At 39.9% G+C, this 14,317-nt stretch carries 16 protein-coding genes; 5 read left to right on the forward strand and 11 right to left on the reverse strand.

All coding sequences use genetic code 11. The annotated features are described in order from the left end of the window. Positions 1–167: 167 nt before the first annotated feature. Positions 168–887 carry a fatty acid metabolism transcriptional regulator FadR gene (fadR, locus tag EGC82_RS13025; protein WP_124731145.1) on the reverse strand — a complete coding sequence of 240 codons (720 nt, stop codon included), beginning with the start codon at positions 885–887 and terminating at the stop codon, positions 168–170. A gap of 592 nt (positions 888–1,479) precedes the next feature. Between fadR and nhaB the strand changes: the two genes are divergently transcribed. Beyond that, entirely contained in the window at positions 1,480–3,066 is a 1,587-nt protein-coding gene (nhaB, locus tag EGC82_RS13030) for a sodium/proton antiporter NhaB (RefSeq protein WP_124731146.1), read from the forward strand. Positions 3,067–3,182: 116 nt separating this feature from the next. After that, the gene (gene dsbB / locus EGC82_RS13035; protein ID WP_124731147.1) at positions 3,183–3,692 is read left to right on the forward strand and encodes a disulfide bond formation protein DsbB; all 510 of its coding nucleotides are present in this window, start codon (positions 3,183–3,185) and stop codon (positions 3,690–3,692) included. A gap of 153 nt (positions 3,693–3,845) precedes the next feature. Here dsbB and EGC82_RS13040 read toward each other — a convergent pair whose 3' ends face one another. The 3 genes from EGC82_RS13040 to EGC82_RS13050 form a co-directional block, all read right to left on the reverse strand. Beyond that, positions 3,846–4,292: a YcgN family cysteine cluster protein gene (locus EGC82_RS13040; protein ID WP_124731148.1), complete on the reverse strand. Its 447-nt coding sequence runs from the start codon at positions 4,290–4,292 to the stop codon at positions 3,846–3,848. A gap of 62 nt (positions 4,293–4,354) precedes the next feature. Continuing rightward, positions 4,355–5,323, reverse strand: a complete 969-nt coding sequence (locus EGC82_RS13045; RefSeq protein ID WP_124731149.1) for a lytic murein transglycosylase — start codon at positions 5,321–5,323, stop codon at positions 4,355–4,357. Positions 5,324–5,354: 31 nt separating this feature from the next. Further along, positions 5,355–5,633, reverse strand: a complete 279-nt coding sequence (locus EGC82_RS13050) for a YcgL domain-containing protein (protein ID WP_124731150.1) — start codon at positions 5,631–5,633, stop codon at positions 5,355–5,357. Positions 5,634–5,752: 119 nt separating this feature from the next. On the opposite strand from EGC82_RS13050, the gene minC reads away from it, so the two are divergent. The 3 genes from minC to minE are packed head-to-tail and all read left to right on the forward strand — an operon-like array spanning position 5,753 to position 7,518. Continuing rightward, the gene (gene minC / locus EGC82_RS13055; protein ID WP_124731151.1) at positions 5,753–6,418 is read left to right on the forward strand and encodes a septum site-determining protein MinC; all 666 of its coding nucleotides are present in this window, start codon (positions 5,753–5,755) and stop codon (positions 6,416–6,418) included. A 27-nt stretch (positions 6,419–6,445) separates the two neighbouring features. Further along, the gene (gene minD, locus EGC82_RS13060) at positions 6,446–7,255 is read left to right on the forward strand and encodes a septum site-determining protein MinD (protein WP_124731152.1); all 810 of its coding nucleotides are present in this window, start codon (positions 6,446–6,448) and stop codon (positions 7,253–7,255) included. Between the two features lie 2 nt (positions 7,256–7,257). Continuing rightward, positions 7,258–7,518: a cell division topological specificity factor MinE gene (gene minE, locus EGC82_RS13065; RefSeq protein WP_011637201.1), complete on the forward strand. Its 261-nt coding sequence runs from the start codon at positions 7,258–7,260 to the stop codon at positions 7,516–7,518. A gap of 129 nt (positions 7,519–7,647) precedes the next feature. Here minE and rnd read toward each other — a convergent pair whose 3' ends face one another. The 7 genes from rnd to tsaB form a co-directional block, all read right to left on the reverse strand. Next, positions 7,648–8,760: a ribonuclease D gene (gene rnd / locus EGC82_RS13070; RefSeq protein ID WP_124731153.1), complete on the reverse strand. Its 1,113-nt coding sequence runs from the start codon at positions 8,758–8,760 to the stop codon at positions 7,648–7,650. A gap of 89 nt (positions 8,761–8,849) precedes the next feature. Continuing rightward, positions 8,850–10,523, reverse strand: a complete 1,674-nt coding sequence (gene fadD, locus EGC82_RS13075; protein WP_124731154.1) for a long-chain-fatty-acid--CoA ligase FadD — start codon at positions 10,521–10,523, stop codon at positions 8,850–8,852. 198 nt (positions 10,524–10,721) lie between these two features. Further along, positions 10,722–11,615 (reverse strand): alpha/beta fold hydrolase, encoded by an 894-nt coding sequence (locus EGC82_RS13080; protein WP_124731155.1) that lies wholly within the window; start codon positions 11,613–11,615, stop codon positions 10,722–10,724. Between the two features lie 21 nt (positions 11,616–11,636). Further along, entirely contained in the window at positions 11,637–12,419 is a 783-nt protein-coding gene (locus tag EGC82_RS13085; protein ID WP_244212589.1) for a class I SAM-dependent methyltransferase, read from the reverse strand. 77 nt (positions 12,420–12,496) lie between these two features. Next, positions 12,497–13,174 (reverse strand): M50 family metallopeptidase, encoded by a 678-nt coding sequence (locus EGC82_RS13090; RefSeq protein WP_124731157.1) that lies wholly within the window; start codon positions 13,172–13,174, stop codon positions 12,497–12,499. Next, positions 13,167–13,496, reverse strand: coding sequence for a hypothetical protein (locus tag EGC82_RS13095; protein ID WP_244212467.1), 330 nt, complete (start codon positions 13,494–13,496; stop codon positions 13,167–13,169). Before EGC82_RS13095 ends, EGC82_RS13090 begins: the two co-directional genes overlap by 8 nt. 59 nt (positions 13,497–13,555) lie before the next feature. Beyond that, entirely contained in the window at positions 13,556–14,257 is a 702-nt protein-coding gene (gene tsaB / locus EGC82_RS13100; RefSeq protein WP_124731158.1) for a tRNA (adenosine(37)-N6)-threonylcarbamoyltransferase complex dimerization subunit type 1 TsaB, read from the reverse strand. Between the last annotated feature and the right edge of the window lie 60 nt (positions 14,258–14,317).

The raw sequence follows: 14,317 nt of genomic DNA on the forward strand, positions 1-14,317 counted from the left end.
ACTCACTCAGGCTCAACAATGTTATTTCTTCAACATTGGCCACATAAAAAAACCAATCATTATGATTGGTTTTTAGATATGGGTTGATATTCCAAGCCAATAAATTAAACAGTATTATTGTGAATAATTATTGGAATAACTATTGATACATCATTATTTACGACTCATTAAGATTTGTCATGCCCCATTTCAGCAGGTAAATCATCACGTAGCTTTTGCCACATTTTACCGCTTTCGATGCCATTAATACGCATAAGCGAAGGCACATCAGTATAATTTTTATCTTTCGCTAAGGCTTCAAGTTTTAGATAGAAACGCATGGTTAATTCGCGCGCTTCTTGGCTTGAAAAATAGTAACGTCCCACTCGATTATAAAGACCTTTAAACCCATTTAAAATCAACACATACAGAGGGTTACCTGAGGCAAATGCTAATGTATGATGCAGCTTATAATCAAATGCAGCATACGATTCTGCATCATTTTCTAAATTGTTAATACCAGCCAATACTTCAACCACTTTTTCAGGATTGTGGCGAATTGAAGCACGGAAATAAATATTGCTTACGTTACCGCGAGCAGCCATTAGTTGATCGACTAATAATGGAAAACCATCAGGATTCAAATCAGCAATGGTTTCTAAAATATTCAACCCAGACGTTTCCCAAAAATTATTCACTTGGGTAGGTTTACCGTGTTGAATTTTCAACCAACCATCTCGAGCAAGACGTTGTAATACTTCTCTTAACGTCGTGCGAGTAACACCGATAAGTTCAGACAGCTCACGTTCAGCAGGTAAAATTGATCCTGGTGGAAATTTGTTTTCCCAAATGGAACGAACAATATATTTCTCGGCAAAACTCGCTGGCCCTTTGGCATTGATGATCATTAGCCTTCATATCCTATTGCTAAACAATGGCGGAACTATTGCACTGATCATACCAGAGCGGTGGAAAATAAAAACCATTGTTTATCCTCAACCCTCATAACGACTAAATTTTAACCATCAGTATTCTATTCAAACTTCAATAATTGAATAGAAGTCACATTAAATTACTAAAATCATGTACATATGTGGATTAATATCGATAAAATAAAACAAGTTTAGTATATACTCATGTAGCTAGTTTGTTAGTTAGATGTGGTGATTTGGGGAAGAAATATCCATATTACAATTCGATTTTGTTTACGCTACACTAGCAGCGAAAATACAAGAGCCATATAGAGTTTGCCGCATAAATATGTGTGCTAACACATTGTTTGCTATATAAAGACACTATAATTTAACAACAATAAATGGACCGTGATTTTCAATTTGTATCGCTAGAATATTTAGCGCAAATTAATGAAAAGTTGATTTCCATCAAGTTTTTAATATGAAGTTACTTCTATTCTCCCAAATCTGTTGAAAATCATAATGTGTTGCTAGCATCAAAAAATGGTACCAATACTGTAACAATAACAATATCGGAGAGGCTGCTATGCAGGCAACCAAAAGTCAGGCGCTGTTTGTTAACTTTTTAGGTAATTCACCTAAGTGGTACAAATACGCAATTTTGGCATTTTTAGTCATTAATCCCCTGCTCTTTTTCTATGTAAATCCATTTGTCGCTGGATGGGTGCTAGTAGTGGAATTTATTTTCACTTTAGCGATGGCATTAAAGTGTTATCCACTTCAACCGGGTGGTCTTTTAGCCATTCAAGCGGTAGTCATAGGAATGACCTCGCCCTCGCAAGTACTACACGAAATAGAAGCTAATTTAGAAGTACTACTCTTGTTAGTATTTATGGTCGCGGGTATCTACTTTATGAAACAGCTATTGCTGTTTGTATTTACCAAGATGATCACTAAGGTACGTTCAAAAATTATTGTCTCTTTGATGTTTTGTACCGCATCGGCATTCTTATCAGCTTTCTTAGATGCCTTAACCGTCATAGCGGTGATCATTGCTGTTGCAGTAGGTTTTTATTCTATTTATCACAAAGTAGCATCAGGGAAGAATTTTAATGATGGTCATGATCATACCTCTGAAACTACGGAACAGTTAAACAACGACGAATTAGAATCATTTCGCGCATTTTTACGTAACTTACTCATGCATTCAGGTATTGGTACTGCACTGGGTGGTGTATGTACTATGGTTGGAGAACCACAAAACTTAATCATTGCGGCGCAAGCCCATTGGCAATTTGGTGAGTTTTTCTTACGTATGTCACCAGTGACTATGCCGGTATTAGTTGCCGGTATATTCACTTGTTTTCTTGTGGAAAAATTCAAAGTCTTTGGTTATGGCGCACAATTACCTGATGCAGTACATCGTATATTATCTGATTATGCAACGCATGAAGACTCACATAGAACTAACCAAGATAAAATGAAACTGGTTGTCCAAGCCCTTATTGGAGTTTGGTTAATTGCTGGTTTAGCGCTCCACTTAGCTTCTGTTGGTCTCATTGGTTTATCGGTCATTATTCTAGCGACTGCGTTTAATGGCATAACAGACGAACATTCACTAGGTAAAGCGTTTGAAGAGGCCTTGCCTTTCACTGCACTTTTAGCAGTATTTTTTGCCATTGTTGGTGTAATTATAGACCAAGAACTGTTTGCTCCAGTTATCCAATGGGCATTAGGTTATGAAGGCAATATGCAGCTAGTGATTTTTTACATTGCTAACGGCTTGTTGTCTATGGTGAGTGACAACGTGTTTGTGGGTACTGTTTACATTAACGAAGTTAAAGCTGCGTTAATGAGCGGTCAAATCACTCGCGACCAATTTGACTTACTTGCCGTAGCAATTAACACCGGTACTAACCTACCATCTGTTGCGACACCAAACGGTCAAGCTGCGTTTTTGTTCTTGTTAACGTCAGCTATTGCTCCGCTTATTCGTTTGTCTTATGGTCGAATGGTGTGGATGGCGCTGCCATACACTATTGTGTTATCGATTGTGGGTGTGATGGCAATAGAAACCGGCTTCTTAACAGATATGACCAACACGCTGTACGAAACGGAACTGATTATTCACCACTCGGCTAAAGACTTGGGTGGCGCGTCAATGGGCCATTAATTACATCAGCTTATTGGACTTAGCAGATAAATTATTTTAAAGTCTCTATAATTTGTTTAAACACCCTCATTTGAGGGTGTTTTTTTATCTGTTAGTACTTTTATTAGGAACTAAAATTGTCGCAATTACAGCAGTTTTGTCATAGCCGTCTTTCATGGGGGTTATTGTTATTGTCCGCAATAGGGCTAGAGTTAGCGGCACTATTTTTTCAATATGGTATGGATCTCGCTCCTTGTGTAATGTGCATTTACATTCGTGTTGCTGTACTGGGTATTATTCTGGCAGGGCTTGTGGGTATGCTACAACCAAAGATGTGGTTTATACGCTTAGTTGGACTGGCTATCTGGGTAGTATCTGCGGTTTGGGGATTTAAATTAGCCTATGAACTGAATGAAATGCAAGTGAATCCATCGCCTTTTGCAACGTGTTCTTTTTACCCTGAATTCCCAAGCTTTATGCCATTAGACACTTGGTTACCTGCAGTATTTTCGCCTACAGGTATGTGCAGCGACTCGCCATGGTCGTGGTTATCAGTCAGTATGGCACAGTGGATGATGGTTGGCTTTGTGCTTTATGTTGTGATGTGGTTATTGATGTTGATACCGACACTTAAGTCTACAAAATAACCCCGGCACTTGTGGGTAATAATTAAATATAAAAAAGACCTCATTGAGGTCTTTTTTATATTTATGAGCTCGTAAGTCCCACTCAGGTTCATAGATAAAACCGGAGTTAACATCAGATTATTAAAGTAATACTGACATTATATTAATGTGCAGTTATTCGGCATCTAACATCGGCCACAATACAATACAGTCTTCTAAGTACTTCACTTTCATTTCGTTAACCGTTTTACCTTGTACCGAAATACCTGCCGCATGCATGGCATCTTTATTTCCTGTCAGCAATGGATGCCAACTCGGTAAACCTTTGCCGGCGTGCAGACGACGATACGCACAGCTATTAGGTAGCCAAGTTAACTCAGCAATATTATCTGGGGTAATTGCTGTGCATTCAGGAACATAAGTAAAACGATCTGGATAACGACGACAACCGCAACTGTTGTCGTCTAATAGATGACATGCTGCATTCGTATAATAAAGTTCATCGGTTTCATCATCGATAATTTTATTTAAGCAACATTTACCGCAGCCGTCACAAAGCGACTCCCATTGCTCAGATGTCATTTTGTCTAAAGGCGTAGTGGTCCAAAACTGAGTGGTCATTTTATGTCTAATGTAGCTTTTTATAGAAATTTGATTGCATTTTACACTGAATACAGTTCAATTTATTGTTTAATTTTCTCAGAAAGATAGGTTATCGCTAAGGTGTCGTGCAGGGAGTCATTAAACTGATCTAATAAACGAAAATTATTATAAATCAAGTAAAAACGCCCTTTGGGTCCATCTGGCGCAATCAATGACACCGCAATGTCGTTACGTTGTGGTAAATCATTACCATTAAAACGCCTAATACCGTAGGCTTGCCACTGTGGAAAAGTATGATGTGACTGTAAGCCAAGCAAGTTAGGATCTAACATCATCGTCGTTTTTACCTGTCGGCCCCATGTTGCATCGTATTGCCATCCTTGTTGATGCAACATGTTCGCCATCGATGCAAAAGCATCATTCATACTGTTCCACACATCAATGCTACCGTCATTATCAGCATCTATAGCGTATTGTAACAATTGACTCGGCATCATTTGCATCTGTCCCATCGCCCCCGATGAGGAGCTTCGCAACACATCTTCACTAATGCTTTTTTGGTCGATTAACTTAAGCGCGGCAATAAACTCATTAACGTAAAACGCTTCTTTGTCGCCTTTATAGGCGAGTGAAGCGAGTACTGATAATCCAGGGAAACGACCAGGGCGTTCGCCAAAACGGGAATTCATACCCCATAACGCCATCAAAAAACGTGACTGAACTTGATATTTGCGGCTCAATTGGTCTATTTGTAATTCATGTTGTTGAAATATCGCTCTGGCAGTACTCACGGTTATTTCTGGCACAGCTTGAGGAATGAAATCTTCTAATGATATCGATTGGCCTAAATGGGGGTCGAGGTTGGCTTTCTTGAATATTTTAATCTTAGCAATATAACGTTCAGCGGTACGTTGATTAACACCTGCTGCTATAGCACTTTGTTGCAGTGATAACAGATAGTCGGTAAATTCACGATGGCTGTCTTCAGCCATCACGAAATGAGAACAAAAAAAGTAAAAAAATACGCTTAAAATGATTTTTTGAATCATATTCGTCTTAATTACTCCTCTAAGAATGAGCTTATTTCTTAAGAGCTAATTCTTGTTTATGTTGTTCGAGTAAATTCACTTGCGGTGGCGGTATTTGTAAATAATAGCCCTGCTCTACTAGTGCAGACTTTACTTTATCAATATCAGCGATACCTAGGTGGGCTCGTTTAGATAACGGAACAATCATCACGAGTGTAGGATTACCAAACATTTCCATTAATGGTTCAGGAACATCATCAAAAACATCACGTTTTTTGACAAAAAGGTAAGTATCCGCTCTTCGACCGCTTTTATATACTGCACTTATCATTTTAGTGTAAATTTCCAAAGATTCAAACTTGATAGTCAACTAAGCACACTATAACATGGTGACACAAGAAAATAATTGTAAATCAGTTTACCGCTGAAGTATTGGAGAATCACGCCGGGATGGCTAAACAAAATCTCGAATTAAAGGCCACGTCTTTTACATTATCAGTGCTGCATATTAATCATCACGATCTCGATATCATTGCGGCTGAATTAGACAACAAGTTGGCTCAAGCGCCTCAGTTTTTTTTGGGCGCTCCGTTGGTATTAAATTTATCAGCCCTTCAGCATGCCAAGATTGACTTTAATGCACTAAAGCAATTATTAATTGACCGAAATCTTATTATTGTTGGCATTACCGATGCAAGTCCAGATCAAGTTGAACAAGCAAAACTCATGGGTATTGCAGTGGTAAAGTCAGGCAAGCAAGCGCGTAAAGCGGAGCTGCCTGAGCGAGCAACGAAAGTTGTTAAGCAAAATGTGCGTTCTGGACAACAAATATACGCACAAAATGCTGATTTAATCATTTTTGGTGCGGTTGGTAATGGCGCCGAAGTCATTGCTGATGGTAGCATTCATATATATGGTGCTCTTCGTGGTAAAGCCATGGCGGGTGCTGCGGGAGATATTCAAAGTGTGATTATCGCTAACTCGCTAGAAGCAGAATTAGTATCGATTGCTGGACAGTATTGGTTGACTGAACACTTGCAACAATACGACTTAAGCCAAAGAGGTTGTATTCGCCTTGAGGGCGCATCCCTTACTGTTGAATCATTGCCCCAATAACCGGCAAATACAAGGATATAAATATAAATGGCACAAATTATTGTTGTCACATCAGGTAAAGGCGGTGTGGGTAAAACAACATCCAGTGCAGCAATTGCCACCGGATTGGCCTTAAAAGGAAAGAAAACTGTCGTTATCGACTTTGATATTGGTTTACGTAACCTGGATTTAATTATGGGGTGTGAACGCAGGGTCGTATATGATTTCGTGAACGTGATTAATGGTGAAGCCAATTTAAATCAAGCGTTAATTAAAGATAAACGCTGCGACAAATTGTTTATATTACCCGCTTCTCAAACACGCGATAAAGATGCGCTCACTAAAGAAGGCGTGGGTAGAGTGCTTGAAAATTTAGGCAAAGATTTCGACTATATTGTGTGTGATTCGCCAGCGGGTATTGAACAAGGTGCAATGATGGCCCTTTACTTTGCTGACATTGCGATTGTGACTACCAATCCAGAAGTTAGCTCAGTGCGTGACTCAGACCGTATTTTAGGTATGCTCCAGAGTCGCTCACGTCGAGCTGAATTGTCTCTTGAACCGATTAAAGAATATTTATTGTTAACTCGCTATTCACCTGCCAGAGTCAAAACAGGTGAAATGCTCAGTGTTGAAGATGTACAGGATATTCTGGCTATTGAATTACTAGGCGTTATCCCTGAATCTCAATCGGTTCTGAAAGCGTCAAACTCAGGTGTACCGGTTATTATTGATCAAGAAAGTGATGCCGGTTTAGCGTATGGCGATACCGTTGCACGTTTATTAGGCGACAATGTACCGATTCGGTTTATTACAGAAGAAAAAAAGGGATTCCTTAAAAGGATATTTGGGAGCTAATTATGTCGATACTTGATTATTTTAGAAGCAGTAAAAAGCCCAATACCGCATCATTGGCAAAAGAACGATTACAAATTATTGTGGCTCATCAGCGCGGAGAACGCGGTGCACCAGATTATTTCCCAAAGATGAAACAAGAAATCATCGAAGTAATCCGTAAATATGTGCAAATATCAGATGACCAAGTCTCTGTACAGTTAGACCAGAACGATGACAATTTATCAGTATTAGAACTGAACGTTACTTTACCTGATAGTAAGTAAACTCAACTTGGGACAATTTTTTGTCTCTTGAATTGGGATTAAGTCACTCGATATCTCATCACAAAAAGGATACTGGCATTGCTGCAGGTATCCTTTTTTGTTTAATGATTGTATTGAAGCTATGCTAAATTAATTAAACTGAACTTGTTCGAGTAACTCACCCACTAGTTGTCCACGCCAACCCACTAACAGTATTGGTTTAGCTGTTTGCTTGTTGTTGTACAACCATAGTAGAAACTCATGAATATGACGTTTGGAACCGACAAATTCTAATGCAACGTTTTCACGCTCACATAATTCTGTTAATACGATTTTAACTTCTTTAAAAGCAGATTTATAACCAGACTTAAGCGCAACAACATCAACTTCTTCAGGTAAATCAGTTAAATCAGCTGTCGCCATCACTGCTAATAAATCTTTACCGTGTATGCGTTTCTCTTGATCAGTTAAATCATTTAAACTGTTCAATTCTGCTAATGTGGTCGGTTGTTTTTTTGCTAATGCAATTAATGCATGATCTTTAACAACAAAACCTAACGCAAGATTACGACTGACTGCTTTGGCTAAACGCCATTTTGCCAATACTTTTAAATAGGCTAATTGCTGACTCGATAGTTGAAAGGCATTTTTAACTTTAAGGTAGACGCTGTCGCCTTCTGGCAATGACAATCGCCCTTCGGTCATGCGCTGTCCCTCTTCAAACAACCATTCAAGACGATTGTCTGCAGCAAGCTTCTGGTGCAACTGTGGATATAATTGATATAAATAAAACACATCATTAGCCGCATACTGTAATTGCGCATCAGAAAGTGGACGATTCATCCAATCGGTGCGGGATTCACCTTTATCGATCTCAACTTGCAAGCATGCATCAACAAGCTTGGCGTATCCTAAACCATGACCTAAACCAGCAAAACTGGCGGCTATTTGACTGTCAAATAGTGGGCTAGGTTGGCATTCACCATAATGAGCAAAAACTTCAAGATCTTCACTGCATGAATGCACTAACTTAACAATGTTGGGGTCAGTTAATAATTGCCAAAATGGGCTTAAATCGGTAATAGCAACCGGATCAATTAATGCTAAGGTTCTGCCGTCGTAGGCTTGAATAAGACCTAATTTAGCATAATAGGTTCGAGTGCGGACGAACTCAGTATCAAGCACCAATAAGGTACTTTGTTGGTATTGTTCAACTAATGACAACAGACTGGCATCATCACTGATATATTCAAACGTTAACAAAATAGGCTCCGCTAAAAAAAGGTGTGAGCAAGACGATAAGCTGATAACAACCAAGCATAAAAAAGCCGGCTCAGTTGCCGGCTATGATTTTACGCTTTGTTAACTTCATCTCGAAGTTGTCGGCGTAAAATTTTACCCACATTGGTTTTCGGTAATTCGTCTCTAAATTCTACCAGTTTAGGAACTTTATATCCCGTTAAATGATGACGACAGTGCTTAATCAGCTCTTCTTCGGTTAATGACTTGTCTTTTGCGACCACAAAAATCTTCACTAACTCACCGCTGGCATCATTTGGAACCCCAACAGCAGCAACTTCAATCACTTTAGGATGCAGAGCTACCACCTCCTCCACTTCATTTGGGAATACGTTAAAACCAGACACTAAAATCATGTCTTTTTTACGATCCACAATGAAAAAGAAGCCTTTCTCATCCATATAACCAATATCACCAGTGGCTAACCAACCATTTTTATCAATAACATTGGCAGTTTCTTCTGGACGTTGCCAATACCCTTGCATGACTTGTGGGCCTTTAGCATATAACTCGCCAGTTTCGCCTTGGGCTAAGACTTTTGAATCGTCATCGCGAATTTGAATATTGGTAGACGGTGCAGGAAAACCAATAGAGCCATTATAACCACTGAGGTTATACGGACAGCATGTAACTAATGGTGAGGCTTCGGTTAAACCATAACCTTCAAGTAAACGTGTCTTGGTAAGGTTTTGCCATTTGTCCGCGACTGCGCGTTGCACCGCCATACCACCGCCAATTGACAGTTTTAAACCTGAAAAATCAAGTTGAGTAAATTCTTCATTATTAACCAAGGCATTAAACAAGGTGTTAACACCAGTTAATACGGTAAACGGGTACTTTTTCAATTCAGCCACAAAGGCTGGAATATCGCGAGGGTTAGTAATCAGCAAATTTTTGCTACCTTTATGCAAAAAGAGCAAACAGTTAACCGTAAGGGCAAAAATATGATAAAGCGGCAAAGCTGTCACCACAAACTCAGCGCCATCATCAAGCGCTGGAGAATAGGCGCCACTGGCTTGCAGGACGTTACTAACAACATTTTTATGGCTTAGCATTGCACCTTTAGACACACCCGTTGTTCCGCCAGTGTATTGTAAAAAGGCTAAATCATCACCGCGGATATCTGCTTTGATATATTGTAAACGACGCCCTTTAGTGAGCGCATCGCGAAAAGATAATGCATGTGGTAGATGATATTTTGGTACCAGTCTTTTGACATACTTTACTACAAAGTTAACTAAAGTCCGTTTGGGTGCACTTAACTGATCACCAAGGCTGGTAATAATCACCGACTCGACTGGTGTCTGGTCGACCACTTCTTCCAGAGTGTTAGCAAAGTTTGACACCACAATAATGGCTTTAGCACCAGAGTCGACTAATTGGTGCTTTAATTCACGTGGCGTATAAAGTGGATTAACGTTAACAACCACCATACCTGCGCGTAGAATACCAAACAAAGCAATTGGATATTGCAGTAGATTTGGCATCATAATGGCAACACGGTCACCTTTATTTAAATGCAGTTCGTTTTGTAAGTAAGCGGCAAATGCTCGGCTTCGTTCTTCAAGTTTACGATAAGTAATCGTCGCACCCATGTTAATAAATGCAGGCTGATCAGCATATTTAGCTACTGAATCTTCAAACATATGTACTAAAGAACTGAATTGAGATGGGTCGATTTCGGCCGGAACATGTTCAGGTAAATTATTAATCCAAGGCTGGTCCACAAGTGTCTCCTAATAATGCCCACTGTGCTAAGACGTGCATTCCCCGTCAGTGGTAAAATATTTTATTGTCTGCGTATCATTAATATTGTTATCGCAGGCTTTATTATGATGCTTGTAGTGAACTAAATCATACAAGTGTTTTAATTTTTGACCATAATCACATAAATAAACTAAAAATAACAGCGATTTCAGCCAGTGCTAACGGCTATTTAGAATAAATGCTCCAATTGATTCTGCTACCTGATGGGCATTGCCCATATGAAGATGATGGTCTCCGGGTAAATCAATGATGTTAATATTGGAAAACCATTTATAGGCTTGCTCTGTTGATGCGGTTAATTGTTTGTAGCCATCATGGCCGACAATAAGCAAACAAGGGGTATCGCTGTTGGTCATAAGTGCGTCAACTTGTTCAAACGTAAATCGATTAAGCGAATCTAATTTTAATCTCGGGTCACTTCGCCAATGGTATTGTCCATCCGTAACCGCCATATTACGTTTAGTTATAAGTTCACACCACGGTAATGCCAATCCAGTTAATTGATGACGGGCCTGAATAGCAATATTCATAGAAGAGTAAGTTGGCGTGGGTCTGGCTAATTGTCGATTAAAGCGTTGCTGTTGCAATAAGCCTTTGCGTAAGCGATCTTTTGCTTGGTCGGCAGACTCTGATAAAGGTGATAGGGCTTCGATTAATATCAGTTTGTGAATATTTTCGGCAAGACAGGCATTATAAGCCGACGCTATAATACCGCCAAGCGAATGTCCAAGTAGTATAATTGGACCTGTATCTTGTGAAATAGCATGAATTACGGCTTGCAGATCATAAATATAATCAACCCAATGTAATGGATAACGACCCGGGCGATGATCTGACAATCCGTGCCCAGGCCAATCAATACACAGTAATTGAAATTTATTGAATATGTTTTGCTGATCGAGCGCCTGCGCTAGAGGGATAAAACTGTCTGCGTTATCAAGCCAACCATGCAAAGCCAATATCATTGGCTTATCGGCTTGGCCATAACGTTTAGCAGCAAGCGTAATATGAGCCAACGGCAATTGAATTTCTTCTACGTTAACGATCAACATTGTTGGCTCACTTTACAAAAATTATTTAGCGGTTGTTTTGGTAAACTTAAGTGTCATACGATCACTTTCACCAATATCAAGATACTTCTGTTTGTCTTGATCGCCCATCGCTAAACGTGGTGGTAAGGTCCACACACCTTTCTGGTAATCTTTAGTGTCTTTAGGATTAGCATTTACTTCAGAGCTAGCCGTTAACTCAAAACCGTATTTATTGGCAAGTTCAACCATCTGATTTTGTTCCATATAACCACTTTCAGCAGCCATATCAACATTAGCTCGATGTTCAACTACGCCTAGTGAGCCACCCACCTTTAATACGTCATGGGCCGCTTTGAACACACCTTCTAACTCACCTTTCATGGCCCAATTATGCAAATTACGGAACGTTAATACATGATCAGCAGAGTTATCTTTACCTAATGAAAATTTAGCCGGTGGATCAAGAGTAACAAACTGAACATTACCAACACTGGCTTTGTTGTCGCTCACCCATTTTTCAAATTTAACACCTGCAGATTTATAATAAGCACTTTGATTAGTGTCTGTTGCAGGATTAGTTTCAAAATTAGCAGCAACATACTGACCTTTTTCAGCTAAATAAGGCGCAAGAATTTCAGCATACCATCCGCCACCAGGCCATAATTCAATAACGGTCTGTTCTGGCTTTACGTCAAAAAAGGCTAATGTTTCGGCTGGATGGCGATATTGGTCACGCAGTTTATTTTCTGTAGAGCGAAATTCACTGGCAACAGCCTTCGCTAGCGCAGTATTAACCTGCGGCGCAATAACGTGTTTATCGTGCATACTATCTGCAGCGTATATTGCAGTTGACATACCTAAACTTGATAAGCCGATTAAAGCCCCTAACATCATGTTACGTTTCATTTTAACACTCCCTTTTTTCGATCAACTTTTAGCCAACAGAGCCACAACATAAACCCACTAAATGCGAGCCATGTCATTATCCACAACCATGCGGGTAGCCAAGTCATTTTGGCTAACATAACCGCATCACCTTGGCCGCTTAGCCCCAATAACACCATCGGACTAGCCATGGCATTTAAAATAATCATTAGACCTAATATACGCAGTAAGGTATTTAGCAGGCTACTATTTTTTAATTTAAGTGGTAACAAAAAAAGTATTATCAATACGCTAAAAATAATAATCGTTAGCACGTCACGAGCCCAGAAAAGTAACGAAGCCGCCACAGTAAGCGCTAATAACGTCAGCGTAAATCTAATGGTTTGTTTTTGAGTTGCCATTAGAAATATCGCATACCCCCACAGTGCGGCGCCAAAATAGCCTGCATAAGCAATTAATATACTGCTACCACCTTGACTAAAACAAAAGCCCGCGCCGTTTGGAAATAATTGAATATGACTCACTGAGCCACCGGTAAATAAAGTCGCGATGCCATGAGATAATTCGTGAAAATAACTTTCAAACCATTTAAAAGGAATAGAGACATAGGGGAATCGCGTCAGTAGAAAAGCCAGCAATAGTTCAATCATAAAACGGCTACGACTGGGTGTGGCAGACAACGGCACATTAGGCATATAAATCAATACCAACCATTTGTTGAATTTCGTCTCGTTTAGCAGAATGCTGAGTCGATAAATATTGTGCAATAGCACCACGTTGACTATGAGTATCACGATCATATTCAACACGTGCTTGCTGTTTAGCCGACAAGGTTGGATCATCAACAATGGCTATGTTACGAGTTTCTATACCTTGAACGTCTTGGTCCAAGATAGAAGCATTAACAATAGTTGGTTCACGGGCCGCTATTATTGGCCGATTTCCAGCTACAGCTTGGCTCAGGCTGATAGGGCCTGATTGATTATTTGCCATTGATAATGCTGGATTTATCGCCATTAACGACACCGTTTACCTTTCGTTGTATCTTCTACTTTATGTCAAATAACCTTGAATGGCTATTCCCTACCCGGAAGTTTTTTCCATGTAACGGTATCTCGTAGGTACACAGGCGAAAGCTCGTCGACTGTGGTGTGTAAACCTTGTTGGTATCCATGCTGAGCAAGAATTAACATCGCCTTGGCATCTGGATAAGTGGCTTGGCTACACAAAGTGATGTTTGGCGCGATAGTCAACAGCTGTGGATAGGCTTCAAAGCCTGTACCACAAACGCTAATATTTTGCTCTGTATCGAGAATCAATTCTATCGCTTCAGGCAAGCTTACGTGTTCCTCACCCACTAAGGTAGCAATGCCGTCTTTGGCAATGTATTGGCCCCAATACACTTCCTTCATGCGGGCATCAATACAACACAAAATTTGCGTTGCCCCGAGCTCTGTAATCGCTAATTGAGCCATTGCCGCTAATGTTGAAAGACCAATAACCGGTAAATCAAGACCCAAAGCTAAGCCTTGAGTCATACTGGTGCAAATACGTATACCGGTAAAACTACCTGGGCCTCGGCCATAGGCAATCATGTCTACATCAGCCAATGTCACTTGGGCTTGGGCCAGTACTTCATCAACCATAGGTAATAAACGTTGGCTATGTTCACGTGGAGCATCAGCAATAAGTGCAAACACCTTACCATTAATGGTTAATGCGGCAGAGCAAGTTTCGGTGCAAGTATCAAGAGCGAGGATGGTTAACGGCTTTGGCATTATGATGGGTTACCCAGTAAAAAAACATCAAATATACTCAATATGATAACTGATGTGCAG

Source organism: Shewanella livingstonensis (genome assembly GCF_003855395.1).
Taxonomy (GTDB): Bacteria; Pseudomonadota; Gammaproteobacteria; order Enterobacterales; family Shewanellaceae; genus Shewanella; species Shewanella livingstonensis.

Coding starts and splice junctions, on each gene's coding strand:
- fadR (WP_124731145.1), bottom strand. CDS start 887: ATGATCATCAATGCCAAAGGGCCAGCGAGTTTTGCCGAGAAATATATT.
- nhaB (WP_124731146.1), top strand. CDS start 1,480: ATGCAGGCAACCAAAAGTCAGGCGCTGTTTGTTAACTTTTTAGGTAAT.
- EGC82_RS13040 (WP_124731148.1), bottom strand. CDS start 4,292: ATGACCACTCAGTTTTGGACCACTACGCCTTTAGACAAAATGACATCT.
- EGC82_RS13045 (WP_124731149.1), bottom strand. CDS start 5,323: ATGATTCAAAAAATCATTTTAAGCGTATTTTTTTACTTTTTTTGTTCT.
- EGC82_RS13050 (WP_124731150.1), bottom strand. CDS start 5,633: ATGATAAGTGCAGTATATAAAAGCGGTCGAAGAGCGGATACTTACCTT.
- minC (WP_124731151.1), top strand. CDS start 5,753: ATGGCTAAACAAAATCTCGAATTAAAGGCCACGTCTTTTACATTATCA.
- minD (WP_124731152.1), top strand. CDS start 6,446: ATGGCACAAATTATTGTTGTCACATCAGGTAAAGGCGGTGTGGGTAAA.
- minE (WP_011637201.1), top strand. CDS start 7,258: ATGTCGATACTTGATTATTTTAGAAGCAGTAAAAAGCCCAATACCGCA.
- EGC82_RS13080 (WP_124731155.1), bottom strand. CDS start 11,615: ATGTTGATCGTTAACGTAGAAGAAATTCAATTGCCGTTGGCTCATATT.
- EGC82_RS13085 (WP_244212589.1), bottom strand. CDS start 12,419: ATGCACGATAAACACGTTATTGCGCCGCAGGTTAATACTGCGCTAGCG.
- EGC82_RS13090 (WP_124731157.1), bottom strand. CDS start 13,174: ATGCCTAATGTGCCGTTGTCTGCCACACCCAGTCGTAGCCGTTTTATG.
- EGC82_RS13095 (WP_244212467.1), bottom strand. CDS start 13,496: ATGGCGATAAATCCAGCATTATCAATGGCAAATAATCAATCAGGCCCT.
- tsaB (WP_124731158.1), bottom strand. CDS start 14,257: ATGCCAAAGCCGTTAACCATCCTCGCTCTTGATACTTGCACCGAAACT.